General features: G+C 42.7%; 23 protein-coding genes. 19 read left to right on the top strand and 4 right to left on the bottom strand.

Annotation, left to right across the window (positions count from 1 at the left end; genetic code table 11):
* The first annotated feature begins 113 nt into the window (after positions 1 to 113).
* The 7 genes from argS to tsgA all read left to right on the top strand — a co-directional run bounded on the left by argS (position 114) and on the right by tsgA (position 7,199).
* Positions 114 to 1,859, top strand: a complete 1,746-nt coding sequence (gene argS, locus AB4298_RS18970; RefSeq protein WP_371987929.1) for an arginine--tRNA ligase — start codon at positions 114 to 116, stop codon at positions 1,857 to 1,859.
* A gap of 10 nt (positions 1,860 to 1,869) precedes the next feature.
* Positions 1,870 to 2,445: an SPOR domain-containing protein gene (locus AB4298_RS18965; protein ID WP_371987928.1), complete on the top strand. Its 576-nt coding sequence runs from the start codon at positions 1,870 to 1,872 to the stop codon at positions 2,443 to 2,445.
* Positions 2,446 to 2,596: 151 nt separating this feature from the next.
* On the top strand, positions 2,597 to 3,121 hold the full coding sequence (gene hslV, locus AB4298_RS18960; RefSeq protein ID WP_220767023.1) for an ATP-dependent protease subunit HslV: 525 nt from the start codon (positions 2,597 to 2,599) through the stop codon (positions 3,119 to 3,121).
* 45 nt (positions 3,122 to 3,166) lie between these two features.
* A complete protein-coding gene (gene hslU, locus AB4298_RS18955; RefSeq protein ID WP_371987927.1) occupies positions 3,167 to 4,492 on the top strand; it encodes an ATP-dependent protease ATPase subunit HslU in 1,326 nt (441 codons plus the stop codon).
* Between the two features lie 116 nt (positions 4,493 to 4,608).
* Positions 4,609 to 5,004, top strand: a complete 396-nt coding sequence (locus tag AB4298_RS18950; protein WP_248999004.1) for a gamma-butyrobetaine hydroxylase family protein — start codon at positions 4,609 to 4,611, stop codon at positions 5,002 to 5,004.
* A 237-nt stretch (positions 5,005 to 5,241) separates the two neighbouring features.
* Positions 5,242 to 5,946, top strand: coding sequence for a purine-nucleoside phosphorylase (gene deoD, locus AB4298_RS18945; protein ID WP_371987925.1), 705 nt, complete (start codon positions 5,242 to 5,244; stop codon positions 5,944 to 5,946).
* An 83-nt stretch (positions 5,947 to 6,029) separates the two neighbouring features.
* Positions 6,030 to 7,199 carry an MFS transporter TsgA gene (gene tsgA / locus AB4298_RS18940; protein ID WP_371987924.1) on the top strand — a complete coding sequence of 390 codons (1,170 nt, stop codon included), beginning with the start codon at positions 6,030 to 6,032 and terminating at the stop codon, positions 7,197 to 7,199.
* A gap of 35 nt (positions 7,200 to 7,234) precedes the next feature.
* Here tsgA and AB4298_RS18935 read toward each other — a convergent pair whose 3' ends face one another.
* The 4 genes from AB4298_RS18935 to AB4298_RS18920 all read right to left on the bottom strand — a co-directional run bounded on the left by AB4298_RS18935 (position 7,235) and on the right by AB4298_RS18920 (position 10,058).
* Positions 7,235 to 7,906 (bottom strand): Crp/Fnr family transcriptional regulator, encoded by a 672-nt coding sequence (locus AB4298_RS18935; protein ID WP_371987923.1) that lies wholly within the window; start codon positions 7,904 to 7,906, stop codon positions 7,235 to 7,237.
* Positions 7,907 to 8,033: 127 nt separating this feature from the next.
* Positions 8,034 to 9,089, bottom strand: a complete 1,056-nt coding sequence (locus tag AB4298_RS18930; protein ID WP_371987922.1) for an MJ1255/VC2487 family glycosyltransferase — start codon at positions 9,087 to 9,089, stop codon at positions 8,034 to 8,036.
* 9 nt (positions 9,090 to 9,098) lie between these two features.
* Positions 9,099 to 9,611: a phosphatase PAP2 family protein gene (locus AB4298_RS18925; RefSeq protein WP_371987920.1), complete on the bottom strand. Its 513-nt coding sequence runs from the start codon at positions 9,609 to 9,611 to the stop codon at positions 9,099 to 9,101.
* Positions 9,612 to 9,806: 195 nt separating this feature from the next.
* On the bottom strand, positions 9,807 to 10,058 hold the full coding sequence (locus tag AB4298_RS18920) for a YgjV family protein (RefSeq protein WP_248998998.1): 252 nt from the start codon (positions 10,056 to 10,058) through the stop codon (positions 9,807 to 9,809).
* A gap of 337 nt (positions 10,059 to 10,395) precedes the next feature.
* Between AB4298_RS18920 and rraA the strand changes: the two genes are divergently transcribed.
* From rraA to hemB, 12 genes are all read left to right on the top strand, one after another.
* Positions 10,396 to 10,881: a ribonuclease E activity regulator RraA gene (gene rraA / locus AB4298_RS18915; protein WP_248471076.1), complete on the top strand. Its 486-nt coding sequence runs from the start codon at positions 10,396 to 10,398 to the stop codon at positions 10,879 to 10,881.
* Positions 10,882 to 11,041: 160 nt separating this feature from the next.
* Positions 11,042 to 12,076 (top strand): formimidoylglutamase, encoded by a 1,035-nt coding sequence (locus AB4298_RS18910; protein WP_371987917.1) that lies wholly within the window; start codon positions 11,042 to 11,044, stop codon positions 12,074 to 12,076.
* Between the two features lie 204 nt (positions 12,077 to 12,280).
* Complete coding sequence (ubiE, locus tag AB4298_RS18905) at positions 12,281 to 13,036, top strand: bifunctional demethylmenaquinone methyltransferase/2-methoxy-6-polyprenyl-1,4-benzoquinol methylase UbiE (protein ID WP_248998996.1); 756 nt, start codon at positions 12,281 to 12,283, stop codon at positions 13,034 to 13,036.
* Positions 13,037 to 13,047: 11 nt separating this feature from the next.
* Positions 13,048 to 13,671, top strand: a complete 624-nt coding sequence (locus AB4298_RS18900; protein ID WP_371987915.1) for a ubiquinone biosynthesis accessory factor UbiJ — start codon at positions 13,048 to 13,050, stop codon at positions 13,669 to 13,671.
* A complete protein-coding gene (gene ubiB / locus AB4298_RS18895; RefSeq protein ID WP_371987914.1) occupies positions 13,668 to 15,317 on the top strand; it encodes a ubiquinone biosynthesis regulatory protein kinase UbiB in 1,650 nt (549 codons plus the stop codon). The genes AB4298_RS18900 and ubiB overlap by 4 nt, the downstream gene beginning before the upstream one ends.
* Positions 15,318 to 15,377: 60 nt before the next feature.
* Positions 15,378 to 15,647 (top strand): Sec-independent protein translocase subunit TatA, encoded by a 270-nt coding sequence (gene tatA / locus AB4298_RS18890; RefSeq protein ID WP_248998993.1) that lies wholly within the window; start codon positions 15,378 to 15,380, stop codon positions 15,645 to 15,647.
* Between the two features lie 6 nt (positions 15,648 to 15,653).
* Positions 15,654 to 16,049 carry a Sec-independent protein translocase protein TatB gene (gene tatB / locus AB4298_RS18885; protein ID WP_248998992.1) on the top strand — a complete coding sequence of 132 codons (396 nt, stop codon included), beginning with the start codon at positions 15,654 to 15,656 and terminating at the stop codon, positions 16,047 to 16,049.
* A gap of 3 nt (positions 16,050 to 16,052) precedes the next feature.
* Positions 16,053 to 16,820 (top strand): twin-arginine translocase subunit TatC, encoded by a 768-nt coding sequence (tatC, locus tag AB4298_RS18880; RefSeq protein WP_248998991.1) that lies wholly within the window; start codon positions 16,053 to 16,055, stop codon positions 16,818 to 16,820.
* A 170-nt stretch (positions 16,821 to 16,990) separates the two neighbouring features.
* Complete coding sequence (locus AB4298_RS18875) at positions 16,991 to 17,488, top strand: hypothetical protein (protein WP_371987913.1); 498 nt, start codon at positions 16,991 to 16,993, stop codon at positions 17,486 to 17,488.
* On the top strand, positions 17,488 to 18,282 hold the full coding sequence (locus AB4298_RS18870) for a TatD family hydrolase (RefSeq protein ID WP_371987912.1): 795 nt from the start codon (positions 17,488 to 17,490) through the stop codon (positions 18,280 to 18,282). The genes AB4298_RS18875 and AB4298_RS18870 overlap by 1 nt, the downstream gene beginning before the upstream one ends.
* Positions 18,282 to 20,147: a sensor domain-containing diguanylate cyclase gene (locus AB4298_RS18865; protein WP_371987911.1), complete on the top strand. Its 1,866-nt coding sequence runs from the start codon at positions 18,282 to 18,284 to the stop codon at positions 20,145 to 20,147. Before AB4298_RS18870 ends, AB4298_RS18865 begins: the two co-directional genes overlap by 1 nt.
* A 30-nt stretch (positions 20,148 to 20,177) precedes the next feature.
* A complete protein-coding gene (gene hemB / locus AB4298_RS18860) occupies positions 20,178 to 21,188 on the top strand; it encodes a porphobilinogen synthase (protein ID WP_028766639.1) in 1,011 nt (336 codons plus the stop codon).
* Positions 21,189 to 22,209: the final 1,021 nt, after the last annotated feature.

The following is a 22,209-nucleotide window of genomic DNA, read 5'->3' as shown; positions in this document are numbered from 1 at the left end:
TCGCTCCAATGCAGAAAAATTTCGCTAGAGGATAGTAATTCACCGCCACTAGCGGCTAAAATAGTCGGTTACCCCTTATTATTTTTCTTTATGTAAGTGTCGATTAAACGCCAATGAAATCACATACTCAATCTTTACTCGCTGAATCTTTAAATGCCCTTAAACAACAAGGGATTGTTCCTGCTGACTTCGAAGCTCGTATTCAAGTTGACCGAACGAAAGATAAAAGCCACGGTGATTTTGCAACTAACTTGGCAATGATGCTAACTAAAGCTGCGGGCAAAAATCCACGTGAACTCGCTCAACTGCTTATCGATAACCTGCCTGAATCAGCTCATGTTGAAAAAGTAGAGATTGCAGGCCCTGGTTTCATTAACTTCTTTATCGATGATAATGCGCTAGCAAACCAGTTAATGGCTGCGCTAAACAGCGACACCTTTGGTATTGAGCTGCCAGCGCCACAAACTGTGGTTGTTGATTACTCTTCGCCAAACTTGGCTAAAGAGATGCACGTAGGTCACTTACGTTCAACCATTATTGGTGACAGCGTAGTACGCGCCCTAGAATTTATGGGCCACAAAGTTATTCGTCAAAACCACGTGGGCGACTGGGGTACTCAGTTCGGTATGCTGCTTGCTTATATGGAAGAGCTGCAAGCTGCCAACGGCGAGCAAGCTAAAATGGAACTGTCTGATCTAGAGACATTCTACCGCGCCGCTAAAGTCCGTTTTGACGAGTCAGAAGAATTTGCCACTCGTGCACGTAAATTGGTTGTTGAGCTGCAATCAGGTGACGAGTACTGTAACAAACTATGGCGTGAATTTAACGATATCTCGCTAAGTCACTGCCATGAGTTATATGAGCGTTTAGGTGTAAGCCTAACCCGCGCTGATGTACGCGGTGAAAGTGCTTACAACAGCGATCTTGCTCAAGTAGTTGCCGACCTTGATGCACAAGGTCTGTTGTCTGAAAGCAACGGCGCAAAAGTTGTTTTCCAAGACGAATTCAAAAACAAAGAAGGCGAGCCACTACCGGTTATTATCCAAAAAGCCGATGGCGGTTACCTATATGCAACTAGCGATTTAGCGGCAATGCGTTACCGCTCAAACGTACTTAATGCTGACCGCGCATTGTACTTTGTCGATTTACGTCAGGCGCTGCACTTTCAACAAGTATTCAAACTAGCTAAAACCGCTAAGTTTGTACGTGAAGAAATGAGCTTCGAACACATGGGCTTTGGCACCATGAATGGCGAAGATGGTCGTCCATTTAAGACTCGTTCTGGTGGCGTAGTTAAGCTTATTGACCTACTGAAGGAAGCCGATACTCGTGCTCTTGAGCTTGTTCGTAGCAAAAATCCAGATATGGATGAAGCTGAATTAGCCGAGATTGCTCGCGTTGTCGGTATCGCATCAGTTAAATACGCTGATCTATCTAAAAACCGTGCAAGTGACTACATCTTCAGCTTCGAGCAAATGCTTAGCTTTGAAGGTAACACAGCGCCATACCTACTATACGCTTACACGCGTGTTGCAGGGATCTTCAAACGTGCTCAAGACGTTGATTTAAGCGATGCGAAAATCATTCTAGAGCATGAAAAAGAGAAAGACCTAGGCACTAAGCTTGCTCAGTTTGGCGAAGTGATGGCACGTATGGTTAGCAAAGGCCAACCGCATGCCCTTTGTGGTTACCTATTTGAGCTAGCCGGTGCGTTCTCAAGTTTCTACGAAGCTTGCCCAGTGTTAGCCGCTGAATCTGAAGAGCAAAAGAAGAGCCGTCTATTATTGTCACAGCTTACTGCTAAGACACTAAAACAAGGCTTAAACCTTCTTGGTCTAGAAACATTAGAACGGATGTAACCTTCAGCTCATGACAAATCGTGATTATGCAAACCGTAAGCCTGCTCGAAAAGGTAAGAACAGCGCTCGCAAAAAGAGCTCAAAAGGAAAAGCACCTAAACGCTTTCCAATTTTGCTGGGGCTTATCACGCTTGTAGGTATTGCTAGCTTTGGTTATTTACTGTGGATATTAAGCAGCAATGACAAGCCGACAGCTGCTCCGGCAGTGGTTGAACAACCAAAGAAAAAGCCAGCTAAGAAAGATCCAGATGCACTTCCTCCTGTACCTAAAGAGGAATGGACTTACCTTGAAGAGCTAGAAAACAAGAAGGTCGAAGTCGATCTTCCTGAAGTATCAAATAAGCCAAAACGTCCTTATCAAATGCAATGTGGTTCGTTTAGAAAAGAGTCACAGGCCAATGAGCTAAAAGCGATTATCGCTTTTCAAGGTTTAGAGGCGCAGGTGCGTAAGGCAACAGGTAGTAGCGGTGTTTGGTATAAGGTCGTATTAGGCCCTTATGACAAAAAGCGCGATGCTGAAAGACAACGCCATGTGCTGCAAAACGCTGGCACTAACGGTTGCCAAATCTGGTTCTGGGAAGGTTAAGGCTATTCCTGTTAGAAAAAACGCTGCCCTGTGCAGCGTTTTTTTATGCCAACAAACCTTTGCTCCCCTTGATATTCAATTCACCACCCCCATATCTTTATTATCGTCAACCAGCAGGCATAATGCCGCTGGCTAGAGAAGAGGATTTATTGTGACCACAATCGTATCAGTACGCCGAAATAACCAAGTCGTTATCGCCGGTGATGGCCAAGTTTCTCTCGGTAACACCGTTATGAAAGGCAATGCTAGAAAAGTTCGTCGTCTGTACCACAACAAGGTACTTGCGGGCTTTGCTGGCGGTACAGCCGATGCATTCACCCTATTTGAGCGTTTCGAAGCTAAGCTTGAAATGCACCAAGGTCACCTAATGCGCGCAGCCGTTGAAATGGCTAAAGACTGGCGCTCAGATAAAGTGCTACGCAAGCTTGAAGCTTTGCTTGCTGTGGCCGACGCTGAATCTTCATTAATCATTACCGGTAATGGTGATGTGGTTCAGCCTGAAAATGATCTTATCGCGATTGGTTCTGGTGGCAACTTTGCCCAATCAGCTGCGACTGCACTACTTGAAAACACTGACTTGAGTGCACTCGAAATTGCTGAAAAATCGCTAACAATTGCTGGTGACATCTGTGTATTCACCAACCAATTTAAGACAATTGAAGAATTAAAGTACTAAGCCTACGCGCTAAGTAAAAAATGCTGTAAAGCATGAGGAAAGAATATGTCTGAAATGACACCACGTGAAATTGTTCACGAGCTAGATAGCCACATTATCGGCCAACAAAAAGCCAAGCGTTCAGTTGCCATTGCACTGCGTAACCGCTGGCGCCGTATGCAGCTTGCTGCAGATCTTCGTCAAGAAGTGACGCCAAAGAACATTCTTATGATTGGTCCTACTGGTGTAGGTAAAACTGAGATCGCTCGCCGTTTAGCGCGCCTTGCAAAAGCCCCTTTCATTAAAGTTGAAGCGACCAAGTTCACTGAAGTGGGCTACGTGGGTAAAGAAGTTGAGCAGATCATTCGCGATCTAACCGACTCGGCAATTAAATTGACTCGTGAAGAGCAAATTAAGAAGTGTAAATTCCGCGCAGAAGAAGCTGCAGAAGAGCGTATTTTAGATGCATTGCTACCTAAACCGAAAGAAGATTGGGATAGCGAAAAAGCTGATGACAGCGCAACCCGTCAAATCTTCCGTAAGAAATTACGCGAAGGTCAGCTAGATGACAAAGAAATTGAGATCGATATTGCCGCGCCACAAGCCGGCATTGAGATTATGTCTCCTCCAGGTATGGAAGAGATGACTAACCAGCTACAAAGTATGTTCCAAAATATGGGACCGGGTGCGAGTAAGCGCCGCAAGATGCCAATCAAAGAAGCTTATAAGCTATTGATTGAAGAAGAAGCGTCTAAGCTAGTTAATCAAGAAGACTTAAAAGAACAAGCAATTGAGCTTGTTGAGCAGCACGGTATCGTATTCCTAGATGAGATCGATAAAATCTGTAAGCGTGGCGAATCGTCAGGCCCTGATGTATCTCGTGAAGGTGTGCAGCGTGACCTACTTCCTCTTGTTGAAGGCTGTACGGTTAACACTAAACACGGCATGGTAAAAACTGACCATATCTTGTTTATCGCATCGGGCGCGTTCCAGATGTCTAAGCCATCTGACTTGATCCCTGAACTTCAAGGTCGTCTGCCTATCCGTGTTGAGCTAGATGCACTCACAGCCGGTGACTTTAAGCGTATCTTAACTGAACCACACGCATCACTAACTGAGCAATATATTGCTTTAATGGGCACTGAAGGCGTGACCATCGAGTTTACTGAAGATGGTATCGATAGCATTGCTGAAGCAGCTTGGCAGGTCAACGAGCGAACTGAAAACATCGGTGCCCGTCGCCTGCACACAGTAATGGAACGCTTGATGGAAGAGCTTTCTTACGAAGCGTCTGACAAGTCTGGTTCTGTTTCAGTTATCGATGCAGACTATGTTAAAGCGCACCTAGATAACTTAGTACAAGACGAAGATCTAAGCCGCTTTATCCTATAAGCTCAGCTTAAGCTCTTTGCCAAATAATGGCTAAATTAGTGATAGCGGTTAAGGACAATATGCTCCTTAACCGCTATTCTGTTTCTAATACTCGTTAAAATCATGTCGGTTAATAGATGACTCAAGATAACAGCACACCTAATGTGGTAGCGCTTAAGCTAAAACGTAAATCTCGCCAACTTGAGATGACTTTCGATAATGGTGAGACCCACCAGCTAAGCTGTGAAATGTTGCGCGTATACTCGCCATCAGCAGAAGTGCATGGTCACGGTAATCCAGTACTGGTCACCCACAAGAAAAACGTCAATATCAGTGCCATTGACCCGGTTGGTAATTACGCCGTTAAAATCACCTTTGATGATGGCCATAATACAGGTTTGTTTTCTTGGAAGGTGCTGCACGATCTTGCCACTCACCAACTCGATTTATGGGAAAAATACCTTGCTCGTCTGCGGGCAGCCAAGGCTAGCCGCGAGCCATTAATCGATATGGCAGTTAAATATCACAAATAGGCGCATCTAGAGTATTAACGATACTCAATACCGCTCAATATGAGATCATCAAGTTTATTGAGGTGATCTCATCTCGCTACCTAGCACACCTCCTTTATCATCAAACTGAACAACGCTTAAGCAATTAGTGTGAACTAATACAAAAAATTCCCCCAATTTCTAACAATGCGGACTTATGTCCTCTCCCCTTGTGACAATGAGACTTACTATCAGCGGCAATCAAAAAGAGGATAGCTCATGACTGCACATATCAACGGTAAGCTTGGCGATTTCGCTGAAACAATCATCATGCCTGGTGACCCACTACGCGCAAAATACATAGCAGAAAACTTTTTAGAAGATGCGGTAGAAGTAACGAATATTCGCAATATGCTTGGATACACCGGCTTTTATAAAGGTCAGCGCATTTCGGTTATGGGTCACGGTATGGGGATCCCATCTATGGTGCTTTATGCCCATGAACTTGTGGCAGACTTTGGTGTTAAACGCATCATTCGTGTCGGTAGCCTTGGGGCAACTCAGCACAATGTAAAAATAAACGATGTAATTTTAGCCCAAGCAGCCGGCACAGATTCGCCTACAAATACTAAGCGCAGCAGTGGCTACCAAATGGCAACATCAGCTACCTTCGACTTGTTGCACAAAGCATACATGATTGCCCAACAAAAACAGATAAACGTCAAAGTGGGTAACGTTTTCAGCGGTGATATGTACTACGACCCAGATGAAGACATGATCCCAGCACTTGAACGTTTTGGCGTGCTTGGCGTAGATATGGAGGTCGCCGGCCTATACGGGCTTGCCCACCACAAAGGTTTTGAATCTTTAGCGATTCTCACTGTATCTGACCACTGCTTAACGGGCGAAGAAACCAGTGCAGAGGCTCGTCAACTCACCTTTAACCAAATGATTGAGCTGGCATTAGAAACAGCCTGTCAGTAAAGACAACTCAGCCGCTGCAAGCCCTGCTTCCAGCGGTTTTGCTTTTATTTAAGCTTGTGATATAGCAAGAATAGGAACAAATGATGCAAAACAAAATCTCTTTAACCTTGCTAAGCTTTCTAGCCAACTTCGTGATGGCAGGCTTTGCAACCCAATTCGGAATGCTGATTGAACCTATAGCACAAAAGTTTTCGGCTAACGTTAACGAAGTCGCCTCTATCTTTTCACTACTAAATGGTGGTGCATTAGCAGGGACGATTGCAGCCTTCTTTCTAATTGAAAAAATCGGTGTCAAACGCATTACATTACTCAGCTATATCAGTATTGCCCTTAGTGCAGCAGCTTTGCATTTTACCAGTTCACTTAGCGTGGTTATGATTGCAATGACCATTATTGGTCTTTGTGGCGGTGTAGGCCTTTGTATAGCAGGTACAATTGTAGTATCGGTTTGGAAAGACAAGATTCAAAGCACCATGCTAGTGGTACAGGATGCGACATTTAATGTCGCTGGCGTGGTGTTTCCACTAATCACAACTTATGCACTTAGCAATGCATTATCTTGGAGTTACAGCTATCTTGCGGTTGGTATCGTGGCACTAGCGACAGCGGCTATTGCGCTAGCTACTAATTTTGAATTGTGTGAGGCTCAAGATCAGCAAGATTCAAGTAAAGATAACTCCGAGTGGAACTTTGGTATCATTAGCGGCGGTATAGGTCTATTCCTTGGGATGCTTGCCTTGTATACCTTTCTAACATGGGCACCGATGTTCGTTAAAACCAAGTTTGATATCCCATTCGAAGAGGCGGGTAATATCATTACTCAGTATTGGTCAGCGGCACTTGTGGGGGCGCTCGTCTCTACAATGATTGTGACTCGCGTTAAGATCCAACATTTTTTAGTGGGTGTGATATCTCTAGCATTTGTGATCACTAGCCTTATCGTAACCACTGAAAACTTAAGCTGGATAGGTTACCTAACTTATGGCTATGGCTTTGCCTGCGCAGCACTGTATAACGCCTTTATCGCTTACGGTGTATCGTTTGTGAAAACCGCTAGCAGCCGTAATGTGTCATACATCTTAATTAGTGGAAGTGCTGGCGCTATGTTTAGCCCTGCTATTAGCTCGCTATTTGAAAGCATTATAGGTCTACAGACCGTGATGTACGCCATTCCGGTTATCTACGCGTTAATTCTGGCAATGCTAGTGCTTTCTAGCCGTCAGCAAATGTCATTAACCCAAAAAGTCGCTTAAGTGCTAAATAGCTCCAAGCCCACGTAGGCTTGGAGCTATTCAATAAACGCCTTAAGCCCTTCTAAGTCTTCAATAATTAAGCCTTCTTTATCCCGCTTAATTAGCCCCATTTCTTCAAGATTTTTCACTGCTCTGCGGTACACTCTATCTGTTGTAGCAAAGCGTTCAGCTTCTAGGTAACACTTAGTAAACCCTTCAACAGGTTGATCTTTGAGATACTGGTGATAAAGATCATAAGCAATATTGTAAGCAATGGGATACAGCATTCTACGAGTAAAAATATCGACGGTATCTTGGTAATCAATGGCGATAGCACTAGCGAAGAACAATGCGAATTTTGGAGTACGTGCTAACGCAAGCTGTAACTTATCACCATTAATAATGGATATCTCAATAGGCTCTTCGGCAATAATATCGAGCTGGCATAAATAGTCGGTGAAAAACTCCATCTCGCCAAATAATTGCGAATCACAAGTCATGGTACCAAGTTGAAAACTACGACCGTTTCTAGCGGTATACCCCATAGAGATCCGGCCATAAGGCACTAAAATTAATGCATTAACCTGCTGCCCTTGCTGCATTAACTTGTAGTTCGCATCAACGGTTTTGGTTTCAGTTATGCACTCGCGCATTATCAGCTCAATTGCATCATGTTCTTGCTCCCATAAAGAATGAAAGCGTCCCTTTGCCAGTGGTTTTAGCTGCATAATCGTTTTATCTAATAGAGATCCAGGCGATAGATAATGTAATTATACGCCCTTAAAGCTAGCTTTTAATACCGCAGCCTGTTTAGTCGGCAGACTCAGTAAGAATATCAATTTAAGTACAATCGGCTTAAGGGCTTTTTTTCTGCCAGCTCAATGGTAAACTCACCTCTTGCCAGAGCGACTGGCATAATAGCTCTGGCTGACTCCAGTCACCTTTTAGTAGCCAGTTTACTAGTGCATCGCCAACCTCAGGGTAAGCAATAGCCTCAGGCATCGGCGCTTTCAACCAACGTCGTAAAGCATTGGAGTCAAGACAAGTTTTCATGCACTCTGCAGCACCAAGTAACTCCAATGCTGCCACATTAGATAATTGTTCAAATTGGCCTAGAAGTGGCTTTATTAACAACTTTTTGCCTAAAGTGAGAGCTTCACTCGCCAGCTCAAATCCGGCATTGCCAACCACACCACCACAACTGGCCATCGCCGCTTTAAAACCATCGCGATCAAAACCGTGCCACCGTATGTGATCCGAAGGCTTGGTAGTTGGTTTGGCTGCGTGATACACCAAAAAAGTATAATCACTAAAAGGCGCTAGAAATTTAACGATTTCATCTGGCGACTCAAATGGCAGATAAACTAAGATTTGATGTGCAAGCTGTTGCTCAACAACATCAACTTCTACAAAGGGTGGTAAAATAGGAAAACCAAAATGGTGCCAATGACAACCTAACGCAATATCAACAGGGGCAAAATAGCTCAACATCATATCGTTAAACCAACTATCACCCATCTTAGGTACAGGAAAGTTTAATGCAGCTTGATGACTGATCCCAATTGACGGGATCCCTTGATTTTTCGCAGCCCACGCTGAAACAGGCTCAAAGTCATTAAGTACTAAATCATAGCCGCTTAAATCTAAACTTTTAACATCCTTGATGAATCCTAGCCATGCATTTTGCTTTGCAGTTTTAGCAACGCTTACTCGGCCATTTTCAGTAGAAAAAGTTAAACCTGATTGAACTTGATAGTGACCAAAACATTGCATATCAAAAAACTGATCTGCTGAGCGGCCGGAAAAAAAGAAATCGACATTTGCACCTTGTTTTTGTAGCGCCTTTGCCATCACTCTAGCTCGGCTTAAATGACCATTACCGGTACCTTGTACTCCATAAAGAATTCGCAAGTTATTCTCCTAAAGAAATGGCTGACTGAGTATGACTGAGACAATCCCAAGCAATGCGCCTGCTAGGATATCTAGAGGATAGTGCACGCCTAATATAACGCGGGAACAACCAACCGAAATGGCCCATAAAGCTGCAAAATAAATAAACTCTGGATAAATAAAGTAGATACTTGTTGCCATAACAAATGCCGCTGCAGTGTGGCCTGAAGGTAAACTGAACTTGTCTGCAGGCTCTAAACTTGCGCTACCACCAACAAGTGCATGACAAGGGCGAGGTCGACGGATCAAATTCTTAAGGATGAAATACAAAGGAAGCTCGACCAAATAGGCAGCGAGCATAACATTAAATAATGAATCAACTTGCCTATCAACCAACACACAAGCTACCGCCAGATATAAATAAGCAGGGCCATTTCCAGAAGCTGACAAAGTAAACGCCAACGGTTTTAGCCCATGCTGTTGGCCAGTTTGTACTATGTAGTGGTATAGCCTTTGGTCTAATACTGTTATTGAAGCCATCATGTTCTCCAACGCTTGATATACTTGGCAAGCTATGAAAACTCCATGACGTCATAGTGACAGCTTATCTAAACTTTTATGACAGACTTAAGTTTAAGAGGCGATAACATTAACGGACTGGTAGGGTAAAGTTATGATGTACATAGAAGAGTTGAGCAGCCCAGTCAAGAGGTCCTAGGCTGCCTCAGCTTGTGCTAGTTATTCAGCGGCGAGCTCTGAGTTATTGCGGTTTCTATACAGCTTTAATAAGTGATAGATATTAATACACGCAACAAACGCATTCATACCTGCTACAGGCCAAGCTTCGATTGACGCGCCATAAATAACAAACAGACTACAGCCTGTAAAGTTAAGGCATCTCAACCAAATAATGTCTTTCATCATGAGTGATATCGCAACCATCACTGATGCAGCATAGCCAATAATTTCAATCGTGTTTACAGCTTCCATAAGGCACCTTTTTTAGGCCCTATGCCTTCCCTAAGCTAGTTGGGGGTTCCGTGCCCCTAAAGCGGGTCAAATTAAAGTATTTATCAAAATAACTGACAACATGCTAACAAAATCACTCACAAAAAGTAATAAAAAAACGTCATATAATGACCTGGGTCATATTTAAGCTTACTTATTCGCCAACAAGAAGAAATATTACTACAACACAACCGAACGGCTTGATATTGGACAATTGCGTGATTGATAACGCTTTTCTTTTTAAGAATCCCTTATATACTGAGTGCAATTACTTGTTTGCTCGGAATACTGAGCATCTCTATCTATCAGGAGTGTTCTTATGGAATACAACACCTCAGAACTTTGTGACACTTATATCGATGTTGTTGATGTTGTCGAACCCATGTTCAGTAATTATGGTGGTTGTAACTCTTTTGGTGGCTCGATTAGCACCATTAAGTGTTTCGAAGACAATGGTCTTATCATTGATGCTGTTCAAGAAGATGGGGAAGGTAAAGTTCTACTAATTGATGGCGGTGGCTCACTTCGCCGCGCGCTACTTGATGCAACGATTGCAGCAAAAGCAGTAGAGAATAACTGGGAAGGTATTATCGTATACGGTACGGTACGCGACGTTGATGCACTAGAAGATCTAGACATCGGTATTCAAGCGCTAGCTTCTATCCCTGTAGGTGCCGACAGCAATGCGGTAGGTGAGTTAGAGATCCCTGTAAACTTTGGTGGTGTAACTTTCTTACCAGGTGACCATGTATATGCTGACAACACAGGTATCATTCTATCGCCAGAGCCGTTAGATATTGATTAAGTGAAAATCTCGTTATATAGCCTTTGCTATTATGCTTTTAAAGCCAGTCCTAGTGACTGGCTTTTTTGTATCTGTTTACTGGATAAAATTAGTATGACTTGCAGACAAAATTTATCAGCTTAAACTAGATCGCATCAAAGCTAACAATAAGAATAACATCATGCTGAATCTCACTGCTTTCACCCAAGATAAACTCCAAAGCTTACTCAACACCCGTAACGGCGAAACCAAACTTGGTCAACGCGTGGTGCTTCCGGAAGTCAACCTAGCGCTAGACAGCAACTTAAATCATGCCAAAGCAAGCGGTGTACGCTTTGTCATTTTAGGGATAGGTGAAGATATTGGGCCACGAGCTAATTTAGGGCGCGGCGGTGCGACGGATGCATTTGACAGTGCTATGGCTCAATTTTTGAATTTACAATCGAATCGCTTTCTTAGCGGCAATGAGTGCCTAGTATTAGGCCAAATTAAAACTGAAGATCTGGCATTGCCAGAAAACAGCGAAACAGCACAATTAAGAAACCATGTTGATCAACTCGATGAGCGCGTCATCCAAGTACTATCAGCAGTATTTAGCGCAGGACTCGAACCGATTGTGATCGGCGGTGGCCACAATAACGCGTACGGTTTGCTGATGGCTGCTAAAGCTACGTTCAAGCACCCTATTGCCGCTGTCAACCTAGATCCACACTCTGACTTTAGACCTAAAGAGGGTCGTCACAGCGGTAATGGTTTTAGCTATGCCGCCTCGTCTGGTGCGCTAGGTTATTATCACGTCTTAGGGCTGCATGAACTCAAGAATAGTGAAACTACGCTGCAACAGCTTGAAACCTTTGGTGGTAATTGGCATAGCTTGCAACAAATCTGGGTTCGCCGTGAACTCAGTCTTGAAGACGCACTTCAGCAGATAAGCAAACAGCTTAATAATACCCAATTACCCGTTGCTGTAGAGCTTGATCTCGATGCCATTACTAATATGCCTAGCAGCGCTTCAACCGCTGCAGGAGTTCCACTGCTCGATGCCCTACACTACGTGAGTTATATAGCGAAACATTGCCCAAGCATATACTTACATTTGGCCGAAGCAGCACCGAGCTGTCACGTGGCTGGAGCCGCAGCCGGACACCGTGAAACAGGGCAAAGTATCAGCGAATTGATCTACTCATATATCAACGGACGTATTAATGCTCTATAGCATGTAATAACTATTCAACATTGGTAAATAGTGTGGTGTAATGCGCTGTCAATTTTGCGATAGACTGCGCCATCACGCATTTTTTTATTATCCTCATACGGATAGTTAACCTTCATCACAGACTGATAGATGAAAGATTCAGCAATTGTCTTTGATGGCTTACAATCGCAACAATTTAATCGTTAACGTTATAGGAACACATAGATGTCAGACGACAATCCAAAGAGCACTCACTTCGGTTACAAAACAATTGAAGCAGAGAAGAAAGCCGACATGGTTGCTGGCGTATTCCATTCTGTCGCAGCTAAGTACGACATTATGAATGACGTTATGTCTTTCGGTATCCACCGCATGTGGAAGCGCTTCACTATCGAAAGTGCGGGTGCACGTCCAGGAATGAAAGTACTCGATTTAGCTGGCGGCACTGGCGATTTAACCGCAAAATTTTCTCGTATTGTTGGCGACACTGGTCAAGTGATCTTAGCCGACATTAACGATTCAATGCTTAAAGTTGGCCGTGAAAAGCTAAGAGACAAAGGCATTGTTGGCAATGTAGATTACGTGCAGGCTAACGCTGAAGCACTGCCTTTTCCTGACAACCACTTTGATATTATCACCATCGCTTTTGGTCTACGAAATGTAACTAATAAAGATGCTGCAATAGCTTCAATGCTGAGAGTGTTAAAGCCTGGCGGAAAGTTACTTGTGCTTGAGTTTTCTAAGCCTCAGCATGAAATCATGCGTAAAGTGTACGATTTATACAGTTTTAAAGTGTTACCAAAAATGGGCTCTTTAATTACCAAAGATGCTGACAGCTATGAATACCTAGCTGAATCGATTCGCATGCACCCAGATCAAGACACTCTAAAGCAGATGATGGAAGATGCAGGCTTTGAACAAGTCAACTACACCAATATGACTGACGGCATCGTAGCCCTTCATAAAGGTTACAAATTCTGATTGGACTGACTATGTCTCGTGACCTGCCATTAATAGCCTGCGCCGCGATAGAGATCAGTTTAAACAAACTGATCTCACAATCTCCAGAAGACTACGCCAAACAGCGTAGTCTGCATGGCAAAGTGTTATGCATTCAGCTTTCCCAACTCAATTGGCCTTTTTACTTTTTATTTGCCAATGAGATCCAAGTATTCTCTCGTTATGAAGGCGAAGTGACCACTAAGATTAACGCTGATATAACAACGCTTTATCAATTAACAGAAGGTGCAAACCTAACCGAGCTGATCAAACAAGATAAACTGAGCTTGGAAGGTGATCTAGGTCTATTACAGACTTTTAGCCACTATATGCAACAAATTGATGTCGACTTCTCTGAGCCTCTCTCACGTTATATTGGCGATGTGCCTACGCACTTTATTAGCCAAGGCTTAAAGCAAGCCAAAACCGATTTAAGTGCAGTGTTTAGCAAAACACGTTCGCATATCGGCCAGCTAACGACTGAAGAGTATCGACTCGCTCCCCATAAACTCGAATACATACACTTAAGCGATAATATTGACGACTTAGTCAAAGACGTCAATGTGATAACAGCTCGAGTAGAACAGCTTATTAACAGGGTAAAAATGAAACCATGACAGTAAAAAGTATCAGGCGCGCTTATCACGTCATTCGTACTGCATTACATTACGGCTTGGATGACTTAATTCCTTCTAAGTTAACGCCTTGGTACTTCAAATTGTTAAGGGGTTGCTTTTTCTGGCTACGTAATAAGCATAAAGATAAGGTCGGTGGTGAGCGTTTAAAGCTGGCAATGCAAGAACTTGGCCCCGTTTATATCAAGTTTGGTCAAATGCTATCGACGCGTCGGGATCTTCTCTCTGATGAGTGGGCTGAAGAGCTGGCAATGCTTCAAGACAGAGTCCCCCCGTTTGACTCAGCCATCGCCCGTGCATCAATTGAAGCTGAGCTTGGCGCACCTATTGAAGATTATTTTAATGACTTTGACGATATCCCATTAGCCTCAGCATCTATTTCCCAGGTGCACACAGCGACATTAAAATCTAATGGTGCTGCAGTTGTACTAAAAGTGCTGCGTCCTGACGTTGAGCAAAAAGTACATGCTGATATCTTACTTATGTCGCAGGCAGCTGACTTTTTAGAAAGCTTACTAGGTGCTAATAATCGCCTACGTCCAGCCGAAGTGATTGAAGATTACCGAACAACTATTGAAGGTGAGTTAAACCTCAAACTTGAAGCGTTAAACGCGATTAAGCTACGGAATAACTTTATCGATTCTAATGCTCTTTATATTCCTTACATGTATGAAGATCTTTGCTTCACACGTTTAATTGTAATGGAGCGTATCGACGGCGTGCCGGTTTCGGATAAAGTTGCGCTTGAAGCCCAAGGCACTAACCTCAAGTTGCTAGCAGAGCGCGGTGTAGAACTGTTTTTCACTCAAGTTTTCCGTGACAATTTTTTCCATGCAGATATGCATCCAGGTAATATTTTTGTTAGCCGCGAGCACCCTAATGATCCTTTCTATATCGGGTTAGACTGCGGCATCATGGGTACGTTAACCGATGAAGATAAACGTTATTTAGCAGAGAACTTTCTTGCTTTCTTTAATCGCGATTATCGACGTATTGCACAGTTGTATATTGAGTCGGGTTGGGTATCACCCGATACCGATGTTGCTGCTTTTGAGCAAGCAGTAAAGGTTGTATGCGAACCAATGTTCAATAAGCCACTGGACGAAATATCTTTTGGCCATGTTTTACTGGAACTATTTAGAACCGCTCGACGATTTGACATGGTAGTGCAGCCGCAACTGGTGCTACTGGAGAAAACCTTGCTCTATATCGAAGGCCTCGGCCGACAGTTATATCCACAACTCGATTTATGGCAAACAGCAAAGCCATTCCTAGAAAAATGGATGGCCGAGCAAGTTGGGCCTAAAGCAATGGCAGCAAAAGTTAAGCAACAGTTACCATATTGGGCGGAGCACTTACCTGAACTACCAGAACTTATTTATGACAACCTTAAAATGGGCCGCAACCTATCTAAAAATCAAAATAATTTGTTAGATCGGTATCTCAAACATCAACAAAAAGCTCATAAAAGTAACTATCTTTTGATTACATCGGCTGTTTTAGTGATCTGCGGCACTATTTTGTTAAACCAAGACGCTACACTATGGCCCTCTTATGGCAGTATTGGCATAGGCATCGCTCTGTGGGTGCTGGGATGGCGATCAAGACCAAAGAATCGCAAAATTTAGCTAGACCTAAATAACCAAAGGTTCATAATAGAACCAGTATCTAATTAAGAGGATTCATCCATGGGTGGCATTAGTATTTGGCAACTTCTTATTATTGCTTTAATTGTCGTATTATTGTTTGGAACTAAGAAGTTACGTTCACTAGGCGGCGATTTAGGTGGTGCAGTTAAAGGCTTCAAGAACGCAATGTCTTCTGAAGAAGAGAAGAAAGCACTAGAAGATAACGCAACTGATAAACCAGCTGCTGACACTGCAAAAGTGACAGAAACTGCAAAAGTTGCAGAGACAGCCGAGAAAAAGGCTGAGTCTAAGGGCAAAGAACAGGCGTAATCGACTATGTTCGACGGTATCGGCTTTATGGAGTTGCTGCTGATTGGGATCTTGGGCCTTGTCGTACTAGGCCCTGAAAGACTCCCAACCGCGGTGCGCTCAATTTCTAGCTGGATCCGCGCCATGAAAAAAATGGCTAACTCGGTAAAAGACGAATTAGAGCAGGAGCTTAAGATTGAGCAACTGCACTCTGATTTGAAAAATGCAGAGAGTCAGGGTTTAAAGAACCTTTCTCCAGAGTTACAGGATTCAATCGATCAACTAAAAGAAGCGGCTCAATCTGTTAATCGTCCTTATCAAGTAGAAGACGTTCCTACGGCGAAAGAAACTCCAGCCCAAGAAACCTCGACTACAGAGAAAAGCTCGACAACGAGTGCTAATTCAGACAAACCTAACGGGTAGTCCATGTCACAACAGCAGCCATTAATCAGCCATTTGCTCGAGTTACGTACTAAGTTATTACGAGCAATTGGTAGCGTGCTTTTGGTGTTTATTTGTTTGGTGTATTGGGCCAACGATATCTACCATTACATGGCCACGCCCTTGATGCAGGCCCTACCTGAATCAAGCAGTATGATTGCAACCGATGTTGCAGCGCCATTTTTTGCTCCATTTAAATTGACGTTAGTGCTGTCATTTTTCGTTGCAGTACCTTACGTGCTTTATCAAGTGTGGTCATTTGTTGCGCCAGGTCTATATAAGCACGAAAAACGTTTGGTTGTGCCTCTGCTTGCCAGTAGTACATTGTTGTTCTATCTAGGTATCGCTTTTGCCTACTATGTTGTGTTCCCAGTTGTTTTTGGGTTCTTTACTAGCGTTGCTCCAGAAGGAGTAGAAGTTGCTACCGACATTAGTAGTTACCTAAGCTTTATTCTAAAACTGTTTTTCGCTTTTGGTTTAGCTTTTGAAATCCCTGTAGCAGTTGTACTGTTATGCTGGGCTGGTGTAACAACACCTGCTGACCTAAAAGCAAAGCGTCCTTATATCGTGGTTGGTGCGTTCGTTATCGGTATGCTACTAACTCCACCGGATATTATTTCTCAAACGATGTTAGCAATCCCAATGCTTATTTTGTTTGAAGGCGGTTTGATTGCAGCGCGTTTCTACAGTAAAGACAACGAAGATGATGAAAGTGAAGATGGAGAAGAACAGAAAGAGTCTGAGTCTCAATAAAGTCTAATCGTCATCTTATAAAAAGGTATTACCTGCTCCTTCATTGGCATAGGTAGTACCTTTTTTGTTTTCATAAGATTTAACACTAGATAACTTTGCGGTTTCAATTGACCCAATACAATGTAAAATCAGCCTCAAGCCTGCTTTATAAGAATAAAAGGAAGTTACTGATGATCAAGCCACATTTTCTATTACTCGCTACAGCGTCACTACTCGTATCTGCTACAGCAAATGCCTCTTTAGAAAACCAAATTTCACAGTGTGCAGCAATACAAGATAAGCTTGAACGTCTAGTTTGTTTTGACAACCTGGCCTCGTCTATCGGGCCCCAAACAACCAGTAAACCGCAGACTAGTACGCTTACTGTTCCCGCTGCTTCAGCAACAGTCACAGCAACGAAAGTCGATCCTAGTGAAGGTTTTGGCCGTGTTTATAAAACAGAAGAGACAATTGAAAAGGTTCAGCTACAAGTAAAATCTGTAACTAAAGATCCTAGAGGGATACTTAAAATATCTTTTACTAACGGACAGGTCTGGAAACAAACAGATACTACAAGGTTTAAGCTAAAAGACGATCAAATCGTCTATATCGAAAAAGCTGCTCTTGGTTCTTTTATCCTTGGTACCGATGGGCGTAATAGCACGATAAGAGTGAAGCGTTTAAAGTAATGCCGCAATATATGGATATAGCTGTCAATCTTATTGGCAGCTCTCTAGAAAAAGATATACAGCGTGTTGTTGACGATGCCAAACAACATGACGTTACTTCTATGGTTGTTATTGGAAGCCACTTAGAAGAAAGCCAGCACGCAATGACCCTTTGCCAGCAATTCCCTGAACAGCTGTTTAGCACCGCTGGTGTTCACCCACACCATGCCAGCGAGTGGAACTTAGATAGCGTAAACGCTATTAGACAACTTGCCACTACACCTTGCGTTGTGGCCATTGGTGAATGTGGATTAGACTATAACCGAGATTTCTCACCACGAGACATTCAGCGCCAAGTATTTGCAGATCAATTAGCGTTAGCTGTTGAGCTCAATATGCCAGTACTAATGCATGAACGTGATGCTCATGCAGACTTTTTAGCAATTTTAAAAGAGTACCGTCCACAATTATCTGCAGCACTATTACATTGTTTTACTGGCAATAAGGCTTCTTTAGAAGCATATATTGAACAAGATCTATATCTTGGGGTAACAGGTTGGGTATGTGATGAGCGTCGTGGCCAAGAGCTGGCATCAATAGTACCTCTTATTCCAAATGAGCGTATTTTAATAGAAACCGACAGCCCTTATCTCATTCCAAGAAGTATGCGACCTAAACCAAAATCCAGTAAAAATGAACCTAAATATCTACCCTACATTGCACAATACATTGCAGATCTTAAACAGCAGCCACTGGAGCTTTTTGCTGGTCAAACCTATTTTAATAGTCGCACTTTTTTTGGTTTAGATAATTAATGGCCTTTAGCTTTCATCGCTTATTGCTGGTATTTACTTTTATTTTTTCTAGTTTTACTAGTGCAAATGAGCAGTTTATCATCACCGAAGAAATGTCTGGTGAAGTCCAACTAACATCTATACTTTATAGTACAAAACAGCCCATTGACGCCGACTTAGTCACCATAGCAACCGCAAATATTGACTGGCAACCTTATATTGAAACGCAAAGTAGCAGTATAAGTAAAAGGACATATTGGATTAAGTTCAACATAGCGCAAACGGCAAAACAGCCTAGACAGCAAATTTTATCACTAGCTAACCCTCACCTAGATTTTATAGAGTTATATCACGTAAAAAACGCCGAAAAAGTCGAGTCTTTACGCTTGGGGGATCTACTACCTTTTACGGAAAGGGCTATTGTCAGTGCTAATTTTCTATACTCTTTTACAAGTAACCAAGGTGATGAGCATCACTTTTATTTAAAAATAGAGAACTCAGGTGCAGCTAATATTCCTCTTAGCTTATGGTCAAGTGATGCCTATTATCAAAACGCAGAGCAACAATCAGTTTTTTATGGTTTTCAATTAGGGATCTTAGCTGCTATTGGCCTTTTTAGCCTCTTTATTGCGATAACTTCGCACTCTTATAGTTACAGTTACTTTTCTGCCTATGTATTATCTATCACGCTTTTTGTCGCTACACTTCACGGACTCGCATTTAGGTTTATCTGGCCAAGTTTTCCTATTGTTCAGCAGTACGCTTTACCCGCACTATTAAGTTTATCAATGATGTTCGCTTTTTTATTCTCAGAAAAAGTGATGCTATTTAAATATCATAATCAGATGATGCTTCGGCTGTGTCGTATTTGTGCAGCATTATCAGCACTAATTCTTATCATCGGCCTATTCCTAAGCTACACAGCAGCGCTAAGAATCACAATTTATGCAGTGATGATAGCGAGTATCATGCTGATGTATATGTCTGCAACTCAAGCTTTAAAAGGTTTTAAACTAGCAAAACTATTTGCTTTAGGCTGGGTAGGCATGATGCTAGGTGCGCTGTTATCTGGAGCACTTTACTTAGACTTAATAGAGTGGGATATGCATGCAAAAACTCCTTTCCTGTTGGGCCTTAGTGTTGAAGTACTATTTATGGCTGCACTATTAGCGATACGCTATAACGATGAACGTTTGGCTAAACTAAAAATACAGCAGGAAGCTTTGGAACAAGCGAAAAAGGCAAAAGAGCATAAAGATAAAGCGCTACGTCTTGAAGCTCGTAGCAGCGAACAACTTAGCCAAAAGGTTCAAGAGCGAACTTTAGAGCTCGAAGTTGCATTACGCGAACTTAATGATGCAAACCAAAAGCTAACCGAACAAGCAAAAATAGATAGCTTAACCGGAGTTAAAAATAGAAGCTCATTCGATAAGCGCATAATTGCAGAAGGAAGAATAAGTCGTAGACAGCAAACTCCAATGGCAGTACTAATGCTAGACTTGGACCATTTTAAATCGATCAACGATTCATTTGGGCACCTTGCCGGCGACCAAGCATTACGTATTGTAGCTAAAATATTAAAGCAAAACTTAAAGCGGCCAACTGATCTAGTATCACGTTTTGGTGGTGAGGAGTTTGCTATTATATTACCCAACACTGATCAAGTTGGTGCTCAGCAAGTCGCTGAGACTATAAGAAAAGCAATTAGTGAACAACCTATAGTCTGGGGTGAAGAAAGCTTTCCGCTAACAGTAAGTATCGGTGTGAATAGCGAGATTATCACTTCAGAAGAGCATACAACCTTGCTTTTAGAACAAGCTGATAAAGCACTTTATCAAGCCAAAAATGAAGGGCGTAATCGTACTAAACTATACAGCCCAATATAAAATTAATATCACCATCGTCTGGAGCCAAATGTGAATATTATTACTAGTGCCTACCCACAACGTAGAATGCGCCGCATGCGTAAACATGAATTTAGTCGTCGTCTAATGGCTGAAAACCAGCTAACCGTAAACGACTTGATCTACCCAATGTTTGTTCTTGAAGGCAATAACCGTACAGAGCAAGTGGCATCAATGCCTGGTGTAGAACGTTTATCAATCGATCTTCTACTAAAAGAAGCAGAAGAGCTAGTTGAGCTTGGTATTCCTTTAATTGCACTATTCCCAGTAACTCCAGCTGAGAAGAAAACCTTGATGGCCGAGGAAGCATACAATGCGGATGCATTAGCACAACGTGCTGTTCGCGCATTGAAAGAAGCATTCCCTCAGCTAGGCGTCATGACGGACGTAGCACTTGACCCATTCACGACTCATGGCCAAGACGGTATCATCGATGAAACTGGCTACATCATGAATGACATCACGACAGAGATCCTTGTTAAGCAGGCTCTTTCACACGCTGAAGCTGGAGCTGATATTGTTGCTCCATCAGATATGATGGATGGTCGTATTGGTGCTATTCGTAAGGCACTTGAAGAAGCAGGTCATGTGAATACACAGATCATGGCTTATTCAGCTAAATACTCTTCAAACTACTACGGTCCATTCCGTGATGCTGTTGGCTCTGCAGGCAATCTAAAAGGTGGCAACAAGCATAGCTACCAAATGGATCCAGCAAATAGCGATGAAGCACTACATGAAGTTGCTTTAGATATCCAAGAGGGCGCTGACATGGTCATGGTTAAACCTGGCATGCCTTACCTAGATATCGTTCATCGCGTTAAAACTGAACTTGCAGTACCAACTTTTGCATACCAAGTAAGTGGCGAATACGCAATGCATATGGCAGCGATTCAAAATGGTTGGTTAGCAGAAAAAGCTATCGTTATGGAGTCATTGCTTTGCTTTAAGCGTGCAGGCGCAGATGGTATTTTAACTTACTTTGCTAAACGTGCTGCTCAATGGCTAAAAGAAGACAAATAAGTTTTTCTTGCACCATATAGACACGAAATAGCCGGAGAACTTCTCTGGCTTTTTTATATCTAGTCGTCAATATTAAACTCTAAGGACTAACTAGGAGCGATAGAAAGCTCTGTAGCAAAGCAATTCACAACACTTCAAACATCCTAACGCTAAGATATAAAGCGTATAAAAGTGAGCTTTAAGGCACTCTTATTCTCAACATAAGTAACTTTCTATTTTGTTTTATTCCTTTTCCCCCTAAAAGCCATAAGCATCTATGGGTTAGAACATTCTCCTCTCGAATCATACCCCATTACCAATACTGTCTCTTGAGCTGCATAACAAGTGACAAGAACCATTGGTAATGATAGCGCGCACTCAAGCTCTAGTTTCGTTCGGGATAGATACTCAGCTATAGCTGTACAACATGTCTCCTATTTAACGCCTGAAAATGACTATAGGTTCGTGCAGCAAACACATAGGGTGAAGTGAGGTGCTTTGAATACGCAGTATTCAGCCCCTCAGCTTTAAGTGAAGAGTGAACGCAGAGAAGCGGTGACCGCAAAGGATGGCGGAAGTGTCGATATCGTCTGGAACATTTATCGACCGACGTCGACTCTTTACTACTAAGAATGGCATTTATGCCGACTTGAAGTGAAGCCGTCACCTTAACGGCTAGCTGTATTCTCAATAAGTTTACATTCGGTATTTTACGTCTGGCGCCTGGAAATGTTCTACGACCTACATGGATGTGGCAAGTGTCGATTATGCACGACGGTATGGATATAGGAGGTAGAGTAACGCAGGAGCAGTCACCGAGGAGCATATAATCGCCTAGGTCCCCATAGCGAATACATGGAATTGAAGCAATGTGTTTGAACACTTATTGAATGTGCAGAAGTGATGACAGCAAAGGATAGCGAAGCGCTATTTCTTGGATAGATGTTTGTCTATAAAAGGCAGGATATTTCACAAATGACAGACGTAAAAAAGCCCGCTACATCGTAGCGGGCTTTGATACTAATTTAGCGCCTGGAAATGA

Origin of the sequence: Shewanella sp. 10N.261.52.F9 (assembly GCF_041471165.1) — a bacterium.
Taxonomy (GTDB): Bacteria; Pseudomonadota; Gammaproteobacteria; order Enterobacterales; family Shewanellaceae; genus Shewanella; species Shewanella marinintestina.
This window is presented reverse-complemented; position numbering and strand designations above follow the sequence as displayed.

Bases quoted from the DNA above. Each gene is read 5' to 3' on its own strand.
- argS (WP_371987929.1), top strand. From the start codon at position 114: ATGAAATCACATACTCAATCTTTACTCGCTGAATCTTTAAATGCCCTT.
- AB4298_RS18965 (WP_371987928.1), top strand. From the start codon at position 1,870: ATGACAAATCGTGATTATGCAAACCGTAAGCCTGCTCGAAAAGGTAAG.
- hslU (WP_371987927.1), top strand. From the start codon at position 3,167: ATGTCTGAAATGACACCACGTGAAATTGTTCACGAGCTAGATAGCCAC.
- AB4298_RS18950 (WP_248999004.1), top strand. From the start codon at position 4,609: ATGACTCAAGATAACAGCACACCTAATGTGGTAGCGCTTAAGCTAAAA.
- deoD (WP_371987925.1), top strand. From the start codon at position 5,242: ATGACTGCACATATCAACGGTAAGCTTGGCGATTTCGCTGAAACAATC.
- tsgA (WP_371987924.1), top strand. From the start codon at position 6,030: ATGCAAAACAAAATCTCTTTAACCTTGCTAAGCTTTCTAGCCAACTTC.
- AB4298_RS18935 (WP_371987923.1), bottom strand. From the start codon at position 7,906: ATGCAGCTAAAACCACTGGCAAAGGGACGCTTTCATTCTTTATGGGAG.
- AB4298_RS18925 (WP_371987920.1), bottom strand. From the start codon at position 9,611: ATGATGGCTTCAATAACAGTATTAGACCAAAGGCTATACCACTACATA.
- AB4298_RS18920 (WP_248998998.1), bottom strand. From the start codon at position 10,058: ATGGAAGCTGTAAACACGATTGAAATTATTGGCTATGCTGCATCAGTG.
- rraA (WP_248471076.1), top strand. From the start codon at position 10,396: ATGGAATACAACACCTCAGAACTTTGTGACACTTATATCGATGTTGTT.
- AB4298_RS18910 (WP_371987917.1), top strand. From the start codon at position 11,042: ATGCTGAATCTCACTGCTTTCACCCAAGATAAACTCCAAAGCTTACTC.
- ubiE (WP_248998996.1), top strand. From the start codon at position 12,281: ATGTCAGACGACAATCCAAAGAGCACTCACTTCGGTTACAAAACAATT.
- AB4298_RS18900 (WP_371987915.1), top strand. From the start codon at position 13,048: ATGTCTCGTGACCTGCCATTAATAGCCTGCGCCGCGATAGAGATCAGT.
- ubiB (WP_371987914.1), top strand. From the start codon at position 13,668: ATGACAGTAAAAAGTATCAGGCGCGCTTATCACGTCATTCGTACTGCA.
- tatA (WP_248998993.1), top strand. From the start codon at position 15,378: ATGGGTGGCATTAGTATTTGGCAACTTCTTATTATTGCTTTAATTGTC.
- tatB (WP_248998992.1), top strand. From the start codon at position 15,654: ATGTTCGACGGTATCGGCTTTATGGAGTTGCTGCTGATTGGGATCTTG.
- tatC (WP_248998991.1), top strand. From the start codon at position 16,053: ATGTCACAACAGCAGCCATTAATCAGCCATTTGCTCGAGTTACGTACT.
- AB4298_RS18875 (WP_371987913.1), top strand. From the start codon at position 16,991: ATGATCAAGCCACATTTTCTATTACTCGCTACAGCGTCACTACTCGTA.
- AB4298_RS18870 (WP_371987912.1), top strand. From the start codon at position 17,488: ATGCCGCAATATATGGATATAGCTGTCAATCTTATTGGCAGCTCTCTA.
- AB4298_RS18865 (WP_371987911.1), top strand. From the start codon at position 18,282: ATGGCCTTTAGCTTTCATCGCTTATTGCTGGTATTTACTTTTATTTTT.